This is a genomic window from Clostridium saccharoperbutylacetonicum N1-4(HMT) (assembly GCF_000340885.1).
GTDB lineage: Bacteria > Bacillota > Clostridia > Clostridiales > Clostridiaceae > Clostridium > Clostridium saccharoperbutylacetonicum.
Window position 1 is genome coordinate 617343 of sequence record NC_020291.1, and the last position, 14538, is coordinate 631880.

A 14538-nucleotide genomic window follows, 5' to 3' on the forward strand; every position below is an offset into this window, starting at 1 on the left:
GAAGGAATTTGTAGGAGAAAACTATGGAGATTGGTGATATTGTTGTAAGGAAATCCTATAATAAAGATGTTACCTTTAAGGTTATTGATATAAGAGAAGAGGATGGAAAATATAATATTATTTTAAAGGGGATTAATATAAGAATAATTGCTGATGCAAGTATGGAAGATCTTGAACTTGCAGATGAAAATAGTGGCTCTAAAGATAAAATTTTAAATACAAGAGTGAATGAAGCCATAAAGCAAGCCATGATACTTAGAGGTGATTTTAGGGATAAGGTTGAAAAATCCCCTAAAATAAAGAATAAAAATGAGCTTATGTTTGGGAGGCCAGGGAAAATATTGCATGTAGATGGTGATAGTGAGTATATGGAAACTTGCTTGAAGGTATATAAACAACTGTCATTGGATGCAGTTGGGAGAGCTATAGCTGAAGCAGACCAACCAAGGGTAATAGTGGATTTAGTTAAGGAAATTAAGCCAGATATAGTAGTGTTGACTGGACATGATAGTGTACTAAAACAACCTAGAGACTATTTGGATTTAGATAATTATAGAAATTCAAGATATTATTTAGAATCAGTAAAAAATTTAAGGAATTATAATTCAAGTTATGATGAATTAGTAATATTTGCGGGGGCCTGTCAAAGCTGCTATGAAAGAATTTTGGATGTAGGTGCTAATTTTGCCTCAAGCCCTAATAGAGTTTTAATCCACTGCTTAGACCCTGTCTTTGTATGTGAGAAGATTGCTTATACTAGAATAGATAAGGTGGTTTCTATAACAGATGTAATTGAAAATACCATAACTGGAATAAGGGGTGTTGGAGGATTGCAGACTAGGGGGAAGTATAGGGAAGGGTATCCTAAGTCGCCTTATATTTAAGAAGATTTGGTTTGATTGAATTAATTGAAGTTAGGCACAATTAAAAAAATAATAGGCAAGCATACTGGTCTATTATTTTTTTGATTGTGCCTTATTTATTGGCAGTATTGTTATATGTCATTGTAAAAGATATATGGATATTTAGTAGAACTTCTAAAGAATATAAGAATTTGCTTATAAAGTGTGGGTTTGGAGCATATTTGTATAAATTTAATAGATACATAGCTATAGTTTATATATGCCCGTATTGGAGAAATCCAGTACGTTTTTTATAGGTAGAATATTAAATTTTATAATTAATAAGATAATGTGGCACAAATTGATAAAATCGTGGCGCATGATGATGTTAAAATCTGATGAGATAAATAATATAATCCTAACATAAGATGAAGTTAATTTTGTTTATGCAATAGATAACTATTACATCTATAAAATATAGGAGGGTTATATATGAGTAAAAAAGTAGCACTAATTACAGGTGCATCTTCAGGTATTGGAAAATCAACTGCAATCGAACTTAACAAAAGAGGTTTTATAGTTTATGGAGCAGCTAGGCGAAAAGATATGATGCAAGACCTTGAGGTAAAAGGAATACATACAATTTCTTTAGACGTGACAAATGATGAGTCTATGGTTAAATGTGTTAATGAGATACTTAATAAGGAAGGCAAAATTGATGTACTTGTAAATAATGCAGGATATGGTTCATATGGAGCAATAGAGGATGTACCAATGGAAGAAGCACGTCGTCAGGTCGAAGTTAATGTGTTTGGGCTTGCTCGAATGGTACAACTTGTAGTGCCAAGTATGAGAAAAAATAAATCTGGTAGAATTGTTAACATTTCCTCTATGGGCGGAAAGATATGGACTAAATTTGGTGGCTGGTATCATGCAACCAAGTTCGCAGTAGAAGGTTTTTCGGATTGTTTACGATTGGAACTGGAACCGTTTGGGATTGATGTAGTTGTTATTGAGCCAGGCGGAATAACAACTGATTGGGGTATTATTGCCGCAGAAAAACTCCGAGATGCATCAGCAAAGGGGGCATATGCACAAGCAGCCAGCAAAACAGCGGATGGTATGATTAAGAATTATACTGGAAATCAAATGTCGAAACCAGAATTGATTGCGCGTTGTATTGGTAAAGCTATAACAGTAAGGAGACCTAAAACACGTTATCTAGTAGGTTATTTTGCAAAACCGATGGTATTCATGAAAGCAGTTTTTGGAGATCGTGCTTATGATAGGATTATCAAAATGTTCAGTTAGTATAATTCTAGACTTAAGGTGTAGTCCTAATGAAAAAGGATTTATATGAGAGAAAGATTAAAATAAATATTATATTTTGAGAGGTAAATTATATATGGATAATTTATTACATATCTTTAAAAATAAAACAGATCCTGAAAACTTGAATTACACAATCAGTGGATATTTTTATCTGGAAAACTTCGTTACCCATATTTTAAAGAAAAGATTGTAAAAATGACGGAAGAAACAGAAAAGGCATCTATTCAGGCTTTTGCAGAGACAGAGCGAATTGTAGATTCAATTAAGGAACAGGGTGAATCCATGCAGAATTCTAATGCAATTCTTGAACAGCTACTATGTTTGTCAAGAGAATTGTCTGAGCAAAAAGAGATGGTATAATCAGAAGGTTTATTCTTAATAATAGGAGGTTAGAAGTGAAAAAGCTTGTAATATATTACTCTCATGATGGAAATACAAAGTTTATTGCAGAAACGATTGCAAGAGAAATCAATGCAGATATCACTGAATTGAAGACGAAAAAAACTATGAATGCGTCAGGTCTGATGAAGGTTGGATGGGGCGTTAGGCAACTTGTTAGTCAAAGTGAACCTGTTTTATGTGCAATGGAAAAAAATCCAACAGATTATGATTTAATAATTATTGGTTCACCTGTATGGACTTATACATTTGCTCCCCCAATAAGGACTTTTTTAAAAAATTATTCTATGTTAGGAAAAAAAATTGGGCTCTTTTGTTGCCATGGTGGACAGAAGGGTAAAACACTAGAGAACATGAAAAAATTATTGGACGGAAACATGATAATAGGAGAGTGTGAGTTTTTGGAACCACTAAGCTACGAGAAAGAGAATAATAAGAAAAAGGCGATTGTTTGGGCTAAGAAGATAGTGAACGAATAAGACACAATTCTTGGAATAAAGAGAGATGATGTGGCAGAAAAATTAGGATTTAGCAAAATGATGCTTATGGTACACTAATAGTAGCTTATGTAGCTGTATATATTCAACTATATAAGCTGCTTTTTATAATTAATAAGAAATACCGTGGCGCAAAATGACAAAATCATGGCGTATAATGATGTTAGGATTCAATAAAATAGAGAATATAATCTTAACATAGGATTAAGTTAAATTTGTTGATGCAATAGATGACTATTATATCTGTAAAAATAAGCATTAATTACAGGAGCATCTAGTGGAATAGGAAGAGAATTTTCTCGTATTCACGCAGCAAATGGTGGAGACCTTGTTATAATTGCAAGAAGAGAGGATCAATTAAATTAACTGAAACAAGAATTAGAAAAGAAATATAATATTAAAGTAAAAGTTATTGCAAAGGACTTAACATTGCCACAGGCACCTAGTGAGATTTATAATGAAGTAAAAGATGCAGGCATCGAAGTAGATTATCTTATAAACAACGCTGGATTTGGAGGACACGGTTATTTCCATGAGCGTCCTATGGAATTAGATTTACAAATGATTCAAGTTAATATAGTTACTCTCACTACTTTAACAAGATTATTTTTGCCTGACTTTGTAAAAAGAAATAGTGGTAAGGTACTAAATGTATCATCAACAGCAGTACTTATGGCTGGGTCATTGCAGGCTGTTTACTATGCATCAAAAGCTTACGTTTTATCTTTTAGTAATGCGATAGCACAAGAATTACATGATACAAATGTAACAGTTACAGCATTATTACTAGGTGCAACAGAAACAAAATTTACAAAAACATATGATATGAGTAATACACCTTTATTTGCAAAGACAGTGAGCCAACATATTGTTGCAAAAGATGGCTATAATGCAATGTTGCAAGGTAAATTAGATATTATTGCAGGGGTTACAGTTCCTCAAAAAGTTATGATGAGTATGTTACAATTTATGCCTAAAAAATTAATGTTAAAACAAATATATCAAATACAACAAAAAAATAAAAATGAATAAATTCAAAAGAGAGATACACTAATCCGTATTTTAAATAAATATCTAATGATAGATATGGAAGGAGTTTAAATGTCTACTAATAAATTTATACTAGATAGAAAATTTGCAGATTTAATCGAAAGTCTTGGCATATCAATTGCAGAAGTACTAAAAAAATCTAACTTACCTGAAGATTTATTTAGTCATCAGATGCCTTCTTTAACGGCAATTGAATATATTAATTTTATGGAAATATTAAAAGAGTTATCAAATGATGAGTGTATCCCAATAAGGATTGGTACAATAGAAAATATAGAAACATTTTCTCCACCTATATTTGCAGCTTATTGCAGTAGGAATGTATTGACTTGTATGAAAAGAATATCAACATATAAGAAACTTATATGTCCATTAGTATTCCTAGTTAATGAAAATAAAGATAATATAACATTGGAGCTGACTTTTGAAAATACAGAAAATGAATTACCAGAGTTTTTAGTTGCAATAGAAATGGTATTTTTAGTACAACTCATTAGAAATGCTACTAAAATTCGTATTATCCCTAAAGAAGTTGTGACAAAGCATAAGATAGATAACGATAATTATGAAAAGTTTTTTGGAATAAGACCCAAAGTAGGAACCAGAAACATATTGACAATATCAAAAGAAGATGCATTTCGTTCTTTTATAAGTCAAAATGATGCTATGTGGGAATATTTTGAGCCTGAACTAAGAAGACGACTTAGCGAATTGGATATAGATGACACTTATGCAGCTAGAGTTAGAAGCGCACTTATAGAACTTTTACCGGCAGGAGAAGGAAGTATAGATGATGTATCATCAAAATTAGGCTGTAGCACAAGAACTCTTCAAAGAAAGTTAAAGGAAGAAGATACTACATTCCAAAAACAGCTAAACCATACCAGAGAACTACTTGCAAGGCATTATTTAAAAAATTCAGCTATATCGAGTGATGATATAGCTTACCTATTAGGGTATCAAGATTTAAATTCTTTTGTAAGAGCATTTAATGCATGGACTGGAATGACGATAAGTGAGTATAAAAAGAAAATAAATTAATTTAAAAATTCATGTGATAGCTATGGATTTTTATTTGTATCTAATAGCACTGCTTATATTTTTGATATTTCTTTTTTTAAGCTATGTACAGAATATGAGATTTTATTTTAGGTTTAATAATATAGTAGCAAATTAATTGAATTTACATAGACGACTAGCTATAATCAACAATATAATGCTTTGCTTTAGGAAATATATATATCGCCATCACCAACCACTATTATTTTGTAGTTAGATTTTAATGGCGTTAAGTCATATTTAATAGATTTAGGATTAAGTTTTATAGATTGAAGTGTAGCTAAGTTATTATCCAAAATAATTACTAATGAACTTTTATTTGTAGAGACGTTTTGAACTTCATAAATTTTATCTGTCAAAAGGGCTTCAAAATCACTTAAGTTATAAATACCTTCCTTAAATACATTTGTTGTAATAGGAGTAGTAGCGCCTATTATAACAAATGATAAAATAAGAAATACAAAAATAATTTTTTTCATTTCTAAAACCACCTTTCATACTTATTATGCTATTTTGATTTTATAATATGTATTATTAATTGTTGTTTTTTTAGAGTTTATGTTAACAAAGCCAGTGATAAAAGGGTATGTAATAAATAAACTCAATACAATAATAAAAGCAAGCAAAACCCTTCCATATCCACGAATTTTCTTTTTAAGTTTATTAGTATTGATTTGGTTTCTAATACAAATCTCCCCATTCAATATTCTATTTTTTAACTTGAGTCATTACATAAAAAGTATAAATTATTATAAACTATTTATGTTTGGTAATATACTTGATTTCTTAATTTTAACAAAAATTAAACATAGTGAAGAAAATAATATTTAGTTTGACTAAGCCCTTAGAGTTGGGTCTATAATTTATGTTTAAATAAATTCAAATATGGTAGAATAAAAGATAAGATTGCTTATAAATAATTAAAGGTAGGTGGTTAGCACATGGATAAGGAGCAGATAATAGATAAATTGAAGTCAAATGAATTTGTTGATTTTATAAATAAATACAACATCATAACTGTGATTTTGTTTGGCAGTATAAATGGAAATGACTTTAATGAAGAATCAGATGTAGATTTAGCCATGATAGCTGATACTGAAATTGAATTGGATAGGGTTTTAGATATAGAATTATTTTTACAAAACCTATTGGATAGAGAAATAGATGTTTTAGACTTAAGAAATGATGAAGTAGATTTATTCGTAAAGATAAACATTTTAAATAACGGTAAGGTAATTTATTCTTTAGATAATAATGAAGCATTGGAAGCTATATATAATGAAACTGATAGAATTTATAAGGAAAATGAAAATTTCATGTATTTTAGAAGAGGAGATGTTCTATATTGAATAAAGAAAGACTAATTAAAATAATAGAAGATATGCAAGAATGTATTGTGGATATAAACGAATGCCTAGAATTATTAGCAACTAGAAAAGATGACAAATTGATCATTAAATTATCAAAATCAAGCTTGCGACAATTATTCGTTAGCTTTCATACAATATTAGAAGACTTGTGTTCTATAGTTCTTAAAGAAATAAAGAAATATAAAATAGGAATTACTCTACATGACAGCTTAATCATTTTAAAAGAAAATGGAATCATAAATGAAGAAACTTATGTATTTCTTGAAAAGTCAAGATTACTTAGAAATAGAATATCACATAGATACAAAGAGCCAAAGCATGAAGAATTAATTGAACATATTTTAACCTATAATAATAAATTTGAGGAAATAGTTAAGATAGCAAAAGCGTATTTAAGAGACTAAACTTTGTGACATTTGATGCTATAAGCTGGGACCGTGAAACGCGGAGTAAGGGTAATAGAAGTAAGATAAAATGGAAACCTGTAGATCCTTTATTTTAGAGGATTTACAGGTTTATTTGGGTTATTTGTTGGAAATTTATGAGATTTAAAGTAGAATTAACCACGACTTAACAGTGATTTAAACTTAAAGGAGTACCTTTTTTATTAGGGACAAATTATTTATTGAGGTGGTAATACTATATGAGAATTAATAAAAATGTTAAATTTATTCTTCCAATTGCTGTAGCTACGGTTATGGCTACATCAGCTTGTATACCTTTCATAACAAATGTTAATGCTGAGATTACAGGTAGCTCAGGAATTCAAGGTTTTTCATTACCTAAGGTGACAGGAGCATACAACATTAATGCAGGTGTTGGTTCAGATCCAAAAGAACTTGATTTTGCTTGGTTTACACAAGCTTCTGGAAAAGCACAAATAAAGATTGCACGTACAGCTGATATGAAGGGTACAGACTTTCCTTCATCTGCAACTATTCAAGATGCAGACCAGATGGCTGTAAAAGCAACACAATCCATTGATCAAAAGTATACAGTTCTTGCTGATATTAAAGGAGTAGGTAATCCTGCTAATGAGGGGGATAATGTCTATAATGGGAAAAAGGCATTAAATGCTCCAACTGGTGAATATTCAAACAAAGCTAAAGTAAAAGACTTAGACTCAGACACACAATATTCCTACTCTGTAAGTGATGGACAAGGAAATTGGAGTCCAATTTATACTATTAATACATTGCCAGCAGATAAAGTAACCTTTGCTGCTTTTGGTGATCCACAAATTGGTGCCTTTGATAATTCAAAGGGTACTGCTAAATCAAATGCTACAGGTGGTCATAAGAATTTAAGCGATGACAAAACAGCATGGAAAAATATGCTTAAACTAGTGACTCAAAATAAAGATTTAAACTTCCTTTTTACAATGGGAGATCAAATTAATGACTACAATTACTTGATTCAACCTTCAAATGCATCGGATGGACAATGGTATCAATATAGAGACTTTTTCAATCCTGATGATTCAGTAAATTATATGCAAAGTATGCCTTTAGCTGCTTTCTCAGGTAATCACGATCATCAAATGGGTGAATATTATGGGTACCACTATAATCAACCAAATTTAGGTAAGCTTGGTGCTACTCAATATGGAAATGATGGTGACTATTGGTTTACAGCAGGCCCAGTACTTTTCATGGTATTGAATGCAAATAATTATGGTACCGCTGATCATGATCAATTTATAGCTGAAGCTATTAAGGTTAACCCTAATGCAAAATGGAAAGTGGCTTCATGGCATCAATCAGCGTATAGTGAAGCTAATCACAATACTAAAAATGAAATTGATGATCCAGTTTTAACAATACGTAATACTTGGACAAAAATGATGGATAAATATAAGATCGATGTTGTATTACAAGGACACGATCATTATTATACTCGTACTGCACAAATGTTAAATGGAAATGTTGTTGATCCTAGTACTGGAGCTCCTGAAACTTTGAAGAATAATGGAAGCGCTCAAGCACCAGGTACTTCAAATCCAAATGCTACTTATGCAACAAAAGAATATCCAAACAGTGTAACTAATCCTAAAGGAACAGTTTACTTTACTCTTGATACAGGTACAGGAAGTAAATATTATGATGTAAACAAAGGTAATAATGATTCAATTGGCGGAAGTGCTGATCACTCCTTTAGTGTTGTTGGATGGCAAGGATATGTTCCATCTTACTCTGATATAAGTTTTACAAATGATACTTTCACAATTAAAACATATGCAACAAGTGATTTTACAGTTGAAAATCAAACACTAATTGACAGCTACACAATTACAAAGAAATAAGGATATTTTAGTGAAGCACAAGCAGTCAAGTTTATATTCTATAGACTAGGCTGCTTGTTACATAAAATTAAGCTGCATTTTATAAGAGCAGTATATTAAGTAGGAGAAGCAAAATGAAGGTAAATTTAAATTGGAATTCATCTATAAAAATATGTGGTAAAATTATTGGACCTATTGCCGTTTTATTAATTTATATCGTAATGGCTGTGAGTTTTAGTTCACATACGCCGATTTATAATCCATATAGCTCAGGGGCTGGAGGAGAATTGCATTACGAAAAAGGTAAGGTTGTTTCAATCGATGAGCAGGTAATAAACCCTTCAGGTTTCTCCGAACTATATATTGGGAGACAAATTGTTAATGTGCTTATAGAAAGTGGACAATATGAAGGGCAGACTTTTCAAGTTAATAATGCTCTTAATTATGATACTAACTTTGTGCTTCATAAGGGGCAGGATATTGTAGTATCTATTAATACTTCTACTGGAGATAAATCACTGGTAAATGTTTATATGTTTGCTCCATCTAGAGTTGTTCCTTTACTTGTGCTTATAGGTATTTTTATTGGAGTAATGTGTTTAGTAGGAGGCTGGCGTGGTTTTCATTCTATACTAGGGATTGTATTTACTTTGACCACAGTTTTATTCATATTTATTCCACTACTTTTCCATGGAGTATCTGTGGTTTTTGCAACTATTTTACTTGTTATAATAACTTCCTGCGTGACCCTATTTTTAGTTGGAGGTTTTGACCGAAAAAGTATATCTGCCATATTAGGAACCGTAGCAGGTGTAATTGTATCAGTTATCATTATGCTTATTTTCAGTAAGCTTTTAGGCATATCTGGCTATACTTCTACAGATGCAGATGCAATGCTTAATATTGCAAGTCAAACTAAACTTCAAGTGAAGGATCTTCTGTTCACAGGAATTATAATTGCTTCACTGGGAGCTGTAATGGATATTGCTATTTCCATTGCTACCTCTATAAATGAGCTTAAGAAGCAAAAGGAAGATGCTACGTTTAAAGAATTATTTAGCTCAGGAATGAATATTGGGCGAGACATGATGGGAACTATGAGTAATACGCTTATTTTAGCATTTTTAGGGGAATCTATTTTCTCTTTCATTTTGATGTATTCTTATCAAGTACAGTTTAGGCAATTGTTTAATTCTAATAGTATTGCAATTGATATTCTTAATGCTATTTGTGGAAGTTTAGCAGTTGTTTTAACAGTGCCAATTGTAGCTGCTATTGCAGCAAAGCTACTTCAAGGAAGTCAAAGTTCTTATAAAGCGCAAGATGGAGAATTAGCAGAAAATAAGGAAATGACAAGTACTTTGAAAAATGGGTATGCTTTAGAAATGAGCAGAAAGTAATTTAAAAAGTGTTTATTAAAGAATTATATATTGTAAAAAAAGCTGAGAACTATGGGGGTGATAGTATTCAGCTTTTTTTGTTGGGGACTGTCACTTGGAAGTTGCTGGAGACTTGTGGTTTGCTAGAGAGGTGATAACTTTACTATTCATGTTTTTGTTTATGTTTAAAAAAAGCTAAATATGGTAGAATAAAATATATGATGGAATGAGGAAGTGAATTGATATATGAGAAAAAAGTTTAATGTAACGGGAACTTGTATACCTAACAAACATTACATGGTAAATACTTCGAATAAAATGAAAAAAATAATAAGGTTAATTGAAGATGAAGAATATTTTATTATAAATAGACCAAGACAGTACGGAAAGACTACAACATTGTACCTACTTGAAAAACTTTTGAATGAGGATAGTGAATATTTAGTTATATCTATAAGTTTTGAAGGTATTGGAGATTTAATTTTTGAAGAAGAAAAAAGGTTCTCAAAAGGCTTTTTAAATTTGATTGAAAGAACTCTTTTCATGGGTAATGAAGAAATATCAGAATTTGTAAAAAATGAAAAAAATGATGTAGAAACTATGGATGATTTATCGCACTTTTTAACAAAGTTTATATTAAAGTGTAATAGGAAAGTAATTTTAATGATAGATGAAGTTGATAAAAGTAGCAATAATCAATTGTTTTTGAGTTTTTTAGGAATGCTTAGAAATAAGTACTTATTAAGAAACACTGGTAAAGATTATACCTTTTATAGTGTAATACTTGCAGGAGTCCATGATGTGAAAAGTTTAAAACTGAAAATAAGACCAGAGGAAGAAAGTAAATACAATAGTCCATGGAATATAGCTTCTGATTTTAATGTAGATATGAGCTTTTCAGAAGAAGAAATAGGTACAATGCTTGATGATTACACTGAAAATAAAGGTGTAGTTTTAGATAAAGCTTACTTTGCAGAAAGGCTTTATTTTTATACTTCTGGATATCCATTTTTAGTTAGTAAGCTTTGCAAAATTATAGATGAAAAGATAATGGCAGAAGAGGAATTGAAATGGGAAAAAGATTATATGGAGCTGGCAGTTAAAGAAATCTTAAAAGAGAGCAATACTAATTTTGATAGTCTTATTAAGAATATAGAAAATAATAATGATTTAAAAGTATTAGTTAAAAGAATAATTTTAGACGGTACAGATATTACTTATAATCAAGATAATTTAATTATTAATATGGCAATAATGTACGGTATATTCAAAAATAATAATGGAAAAGTTAACATTCATAATAGAATATATGAGCAAAGAATATATAATTATATGAGCTCATTAATAGAAACTTCAACAGAGGTAGGAGCTTATAATCAAAGTGCAAAATTCATAAAAGTAAATGGAGATTTAGATATAGAAAAAATACTTGTAAAGTTTCAGGAATTTTTAAAACATGAGTATTCAGAAAAGCGAGAAGAGTTTCTAGAGGCAGATGGAAGATTGGTTTTTCTAGCGTTTATAAGTCCTGTCATAAATGGAACTGGGTTCGCATTTAAAGAAGTGCAGGGTGGGGAAGAAAAGCGCTTTGATATAGTTATAACTTATAACAAGAAGATGTATATTTTGGAGTTGAAGAAGTGGAATGGAGAAGAATATCATAAAAAGGGTATGCTTCAATTAGCTGAATATCTTGAGCAGTATAGTTTAGAAGAAGGGTATCTCTTAATATTTGATTTCAGAAAACTTAAGGGTGAAGCAGGAAATGTGGCAAGGAGTACTGTGACTTTTGAGGGGAAAAAGAAAGAGATAGTCGAAGTTTATTGTTAAGGTTCTACTAAAAATTTAGGAGGATAGTAAGAAATTAATAATATAATTTACCAGACAAAAAAAGTTTTTTAAGACATATAGGGTTAGAGGTAGCAATGGATTAGGGAGCTATTTTCTATAAATGAAATTATGTAATGGTCGCTTGGTAAATTTTTTGTAAATGCGTTATACTGACGGGGATATGAGATTTATTTTGATATGGAAATGAGCTTTTTTCTTTGGATTAACATTAACATGGGATGTATTTAAATGTTGTATTATTATTAGCTTTGAATAACATTAAAGCGATTGACATTAACATGAGATGTATTAAGTTTATATATAAAAATTAAAGTAAAAATAGTAGAATTGTAACCAAGGTTATTATTTCTTATTTAAACTTAAAGTTTATCCCAGGCATAAAGAAAGATAAATTCTATTAATGTAAGTAAAACTGAGGCCTTAAGAAGAATTTTATGAATATTAGCTAAAATTCATAAAACGGTTGGTAAATTTTTGCGTGAAAGTTGATTCTAAGAGGGATGAATGGTATTATTTATTTTAAGGAATGGCTATTTTGCTATGGATTAACTTCAACATGAGATGTATTTAAATACCAGTTTGACTTTATAGCCTTCTGTATATTGCTTGTGATTAACTTTAACATTAGATGTATTTAAATAGAATAAGGTCCATAGCTTCTACAACTTCAATTTCTGATTAACTTCAACATGAGATGTATTTAAATAAAATTGCACTTTTCGCTTTCATATCGTCAAAACGTGATTAACTTTAACATGAGATGTATTTAAATATAATAAAGTACAGCAAAAAAAATAGAATGCCTGTAACCAAGCATTCTATTTCTTGCTTTTGAATTAATTTTTATTAGAATTGAAAATAGAATCTGAATGTTATATAATAATAACAATAAATTTTAGGAGGAAATATTATGAAAGCATTTAATATGAAAATAGTAAATTTCATACATCATCACTAGCAAGACTTAGTCTGTTAAAAAGCAGATGCAAGTCTATAATTCGTAGGCTTGTATCTGCTGGTGATAATGAATTAGATGTTAGTAGTAATTTGTTAAACCATGTAGGATATATGCCTGCATGGTTTTTTGCATATGTAATGTTTAAAGATTAAAGGAAATATGAGGAGGAGAATGAACTATGAAAAATAATAAAGTACAACCAAGTATATTACCAGGCTTTATGGAGCTATTACCAAAGGAACAGCAAATATTTAGAGATATGGTGAGAAAGATAACTAATGTATATGAGCAAAATGGATTTTTAGAAATGGACACCCCAATTATTGAAAAATCTGAGGTGCTACTTGCAAAAAGTGCAGGTGAAACTGAAAAGCAAGTATATAGATTTAATAGGGGAAGTAATGATCTATCTTTGAGATTTGATTTAACTGTACCATTTGCTAGATTTTCAGCTCAATATTTCAATGAATTAACCTTTCCCTTTAAAAGATATCAAATTGGCAAAGTATATAGGGGAGAGAGAAATCAAAGAGGAAGATACAGAGAGTTTTATCAATGTGATATAGATATTATAGGAAATAATAAGCTTAGTGTTAATAATGATGCATTGGTAATTAGTATGGTATCTAAGGGGTTTAAGGCTATTGGTTTAAAAGACTATAAATTTCAAATAAGCAATAGAAAAATACTATCAGCTATCTTGAAAGATTTAGAAATTATAAATGCAATTGAAGTTATGGGGTTAATTGATAAGTACGACAAAATAGGAAAAGAAGAGTTCTTAAATTCACTGGTTGAACTAGTAGGGCAAGAAAAAGCTGATGTTATTAATAAGGCCATTAATATAAATGGAAGTAATGAAGAAATAATGAAACAATTAAGAGAATTAGCTATGAATTCAGAGGAGTTTGAAAAGGGACTTGAGGAACTTTCTGTAGTTAGAAATATGTTAAAGATTTTTGGAGTAGAGGAGGATGAGTATGTAATAAATATAAAAATTATAAGAGGCCTTGATTACTATACAGGAACGGTATTTGAAACTTTTTTAACAGGAAATGAAGGATATGGTTCAATATGTTCTGGTGGAAGATATGATAATTTAGCTCAAAATTATACAGATAATATTTTACCAGGTGTAGGAATATCTATTGGACTTACAAGGTTATTTTTTGTACTAAAAGAAATAGGCTTTTTAAAGGATTATAAGGTAGAAAAATCAATAGAATATTTAATCATACCAATTGGGGATACGCTAGAATATTGTGCAGAGGTTTATAATGGATTATTAAGGAAGGGGAAATATGCTGAAATATATCTTGAGGATGATAAATTAAAGAAAAAACTTAACTATGCTAATAAGTTAGGAATACCAAATGTAATACTAATTGGTGAAGATGAGGTTTTAAATAAACAAGTGAAAATTAAAGATATGGTTAGTGGAGAGGAAACAATAGTTGGCGCTGAGGATTGATTTTAGGTAAATTTTTAATAACATATTTGAATATTATTATGGTTGCTAC

General features: G+C 30.2%; 12 protein-coding genes and 1 pseudogene. 12 read left to right on the forward strand and 1 reads right to left on the reverse strand.

Annotated features, from left to right (window positions below):
* The first annotated feature begins 23 nt into the window (after nt 1-23).
* From yabG to CSPA_RS02725, 6 genes and pseudogenes are all read left to right on the forward strand, one after another.
* Nucleotides 24-884 (forward strand): sporulation peptidase YabG, encoded by an 861-nt coding sequence (gene yabG / locus CSPA_RS02705; protein WP_015390673.1) that lies wholly within the window; start codon nt 24-26, stop codon nt 882-884.
* A 450-nt stretch (nt 885-1334) separates the two neighbouring features.
* Complete coding sequence (locus tag CSPA_RS02710; protein WP_015390674.1) at nt 1335-2153, forward strand: oxidoreductase; 819 nt, start codon at nt 1335-1337, stop codon at nt 2151-2153.
* Between the two features lie 216 nt (nt 2154-2369).
* Nucleotides 2370-2534 (forward strand): hypothetical protein, encoded by a 165-nt coding sequence (locus tag CSPA_RS29005; protein ID WP_017810840.1) that lies wholly within the window; start codon nt 2370-2372, stop codon nt 2532-2534.
* 35 nt (nt 2535-2569) lie between these two features.
* Nucleotides 2570-3052 carry a flavodoxin family protein gene (locus tag CSPA_RS02715; RefSeq protein WP_015390675.1) on the forward strand — a complete coding sequence of 161 codons (483 nt, stop codon included), beginning with the start codon at nt 2570-2572 and terminating at the stop codon, nt 3050-3052.
* A gap of 279 nt (nt 3053-3331) precedes the next feature.
* A pseudogene (locus CSPA_RS02720) lies at nt 3332-4102 on the forward strand (SDR family NAD(P)-dependent oxidoreductase).
* Between the two features lie 69 nt (nt 4103-4171).
* On the forward strand, nt 4172-5161 hold the full coding sequence (locus tag CSPA_RS02725) for a helix-turn-helix domain-containing protein (RefSeq protein ID WP_015390677.1): 990 nt from the start codon (nt 4172-4174) through the stop codon (nt 5159-5161).
* 185 nt (nt 5162-5346) lie between these two features.
* Here CSPA_RS02725 and CSPA_RS02730 read toward each other — a convergent pair whose 3' ends face one another.
* Nucleotides 5347-5658, reverse strand: coding sequence for a hypothetical protein (locus CSPA_RS02730; RefSeq protein WP_015390678.1), 312 nt, complete (start codon nt 5656-5658; stop codon nt 5347-5349).
* 462 nt (nt 5659-6120) lie between these two features.
* Between CSPA_RS02730 and mntA the strand changes: the two genes are divergently transcribed.
* The 6 genes from mntA (at nt 6121) to hisS (ending at nt 14489) form a co-directional block, all read left to right on the forward strand.
* The gene (gene mntA, locus CSPA_RS02735) at nt 6121-6528 is read left to right on the forward strand and encodes a type VII toxin-antitoxin system MntA family adenylyltransferase antitoxin (protein ID WP_015390679.1); all 408 of its coding nucleotides are present in this window, start codon (nt 6121-6123) and stop codon (nt 6526-6528) included.
* Entirely contained in the window at nt 6525-6953 is a 429-nt protein-coding gene (locus CSPA_RS02740) for a HepT-like ribonuclease domain-containing protein (protein ID WP_015390680.1), read from the forward strand. The genes mntA and CSPA_RS02740 overlap by 4 nt, the downstream gene beginning before the upstream one ends.
* A 239-nt stretch (nt 6954-7192) precedes the next feature.
* Nucleotides 7193-8851, forward strand: coding sequence for a purple acid phosphatase family protein (locus tag CSPA_RS02745; protein WP_015390681.1), 1659 nt, complete (start codon nt 7193-7195; stop codon nt 8849-8851).
* Nucleotides 8852-8964: 113 nt separating this feature from the next.
* Nucleotides 8965-10230 carry a YibE/F family protein gene (locus CSPA_RS02750; RefSeq protein ID WP_015390682.1) on the forward strand — a complete coding sequence of 422 codons (1266 nt, stop codon included), beginning with the start codon at nt 8965-8967 and terminating at the stop codon, nt 10228-10230.
* 225 nt (nt 10231-10455) lie between these two features.
* Nucleotides 10456-12039 (forward strand): P-loop NTPase family protein, encoded by a 1584-nt coding sequence (locus tag CSPA_RS02755; RefSeq protein WP_015390683.1) that lies wholly within the window; start codon nt 10456-10458, stop codon nt 12037-12039.
* Between the two features lie 1157 nt (nt 12040-13196).
* Entirely contained in the window at nt 13197-14489 is a 1293-nt protein-coding gene (hisS, locus tag CSPA_RS02760; RefSeq protein ID WP_015390684.1) for a histidine--tRNA ligase, read from the forward strand.
* Nucleotides 14490-14538: the final 49 nt, after the last annotated feature.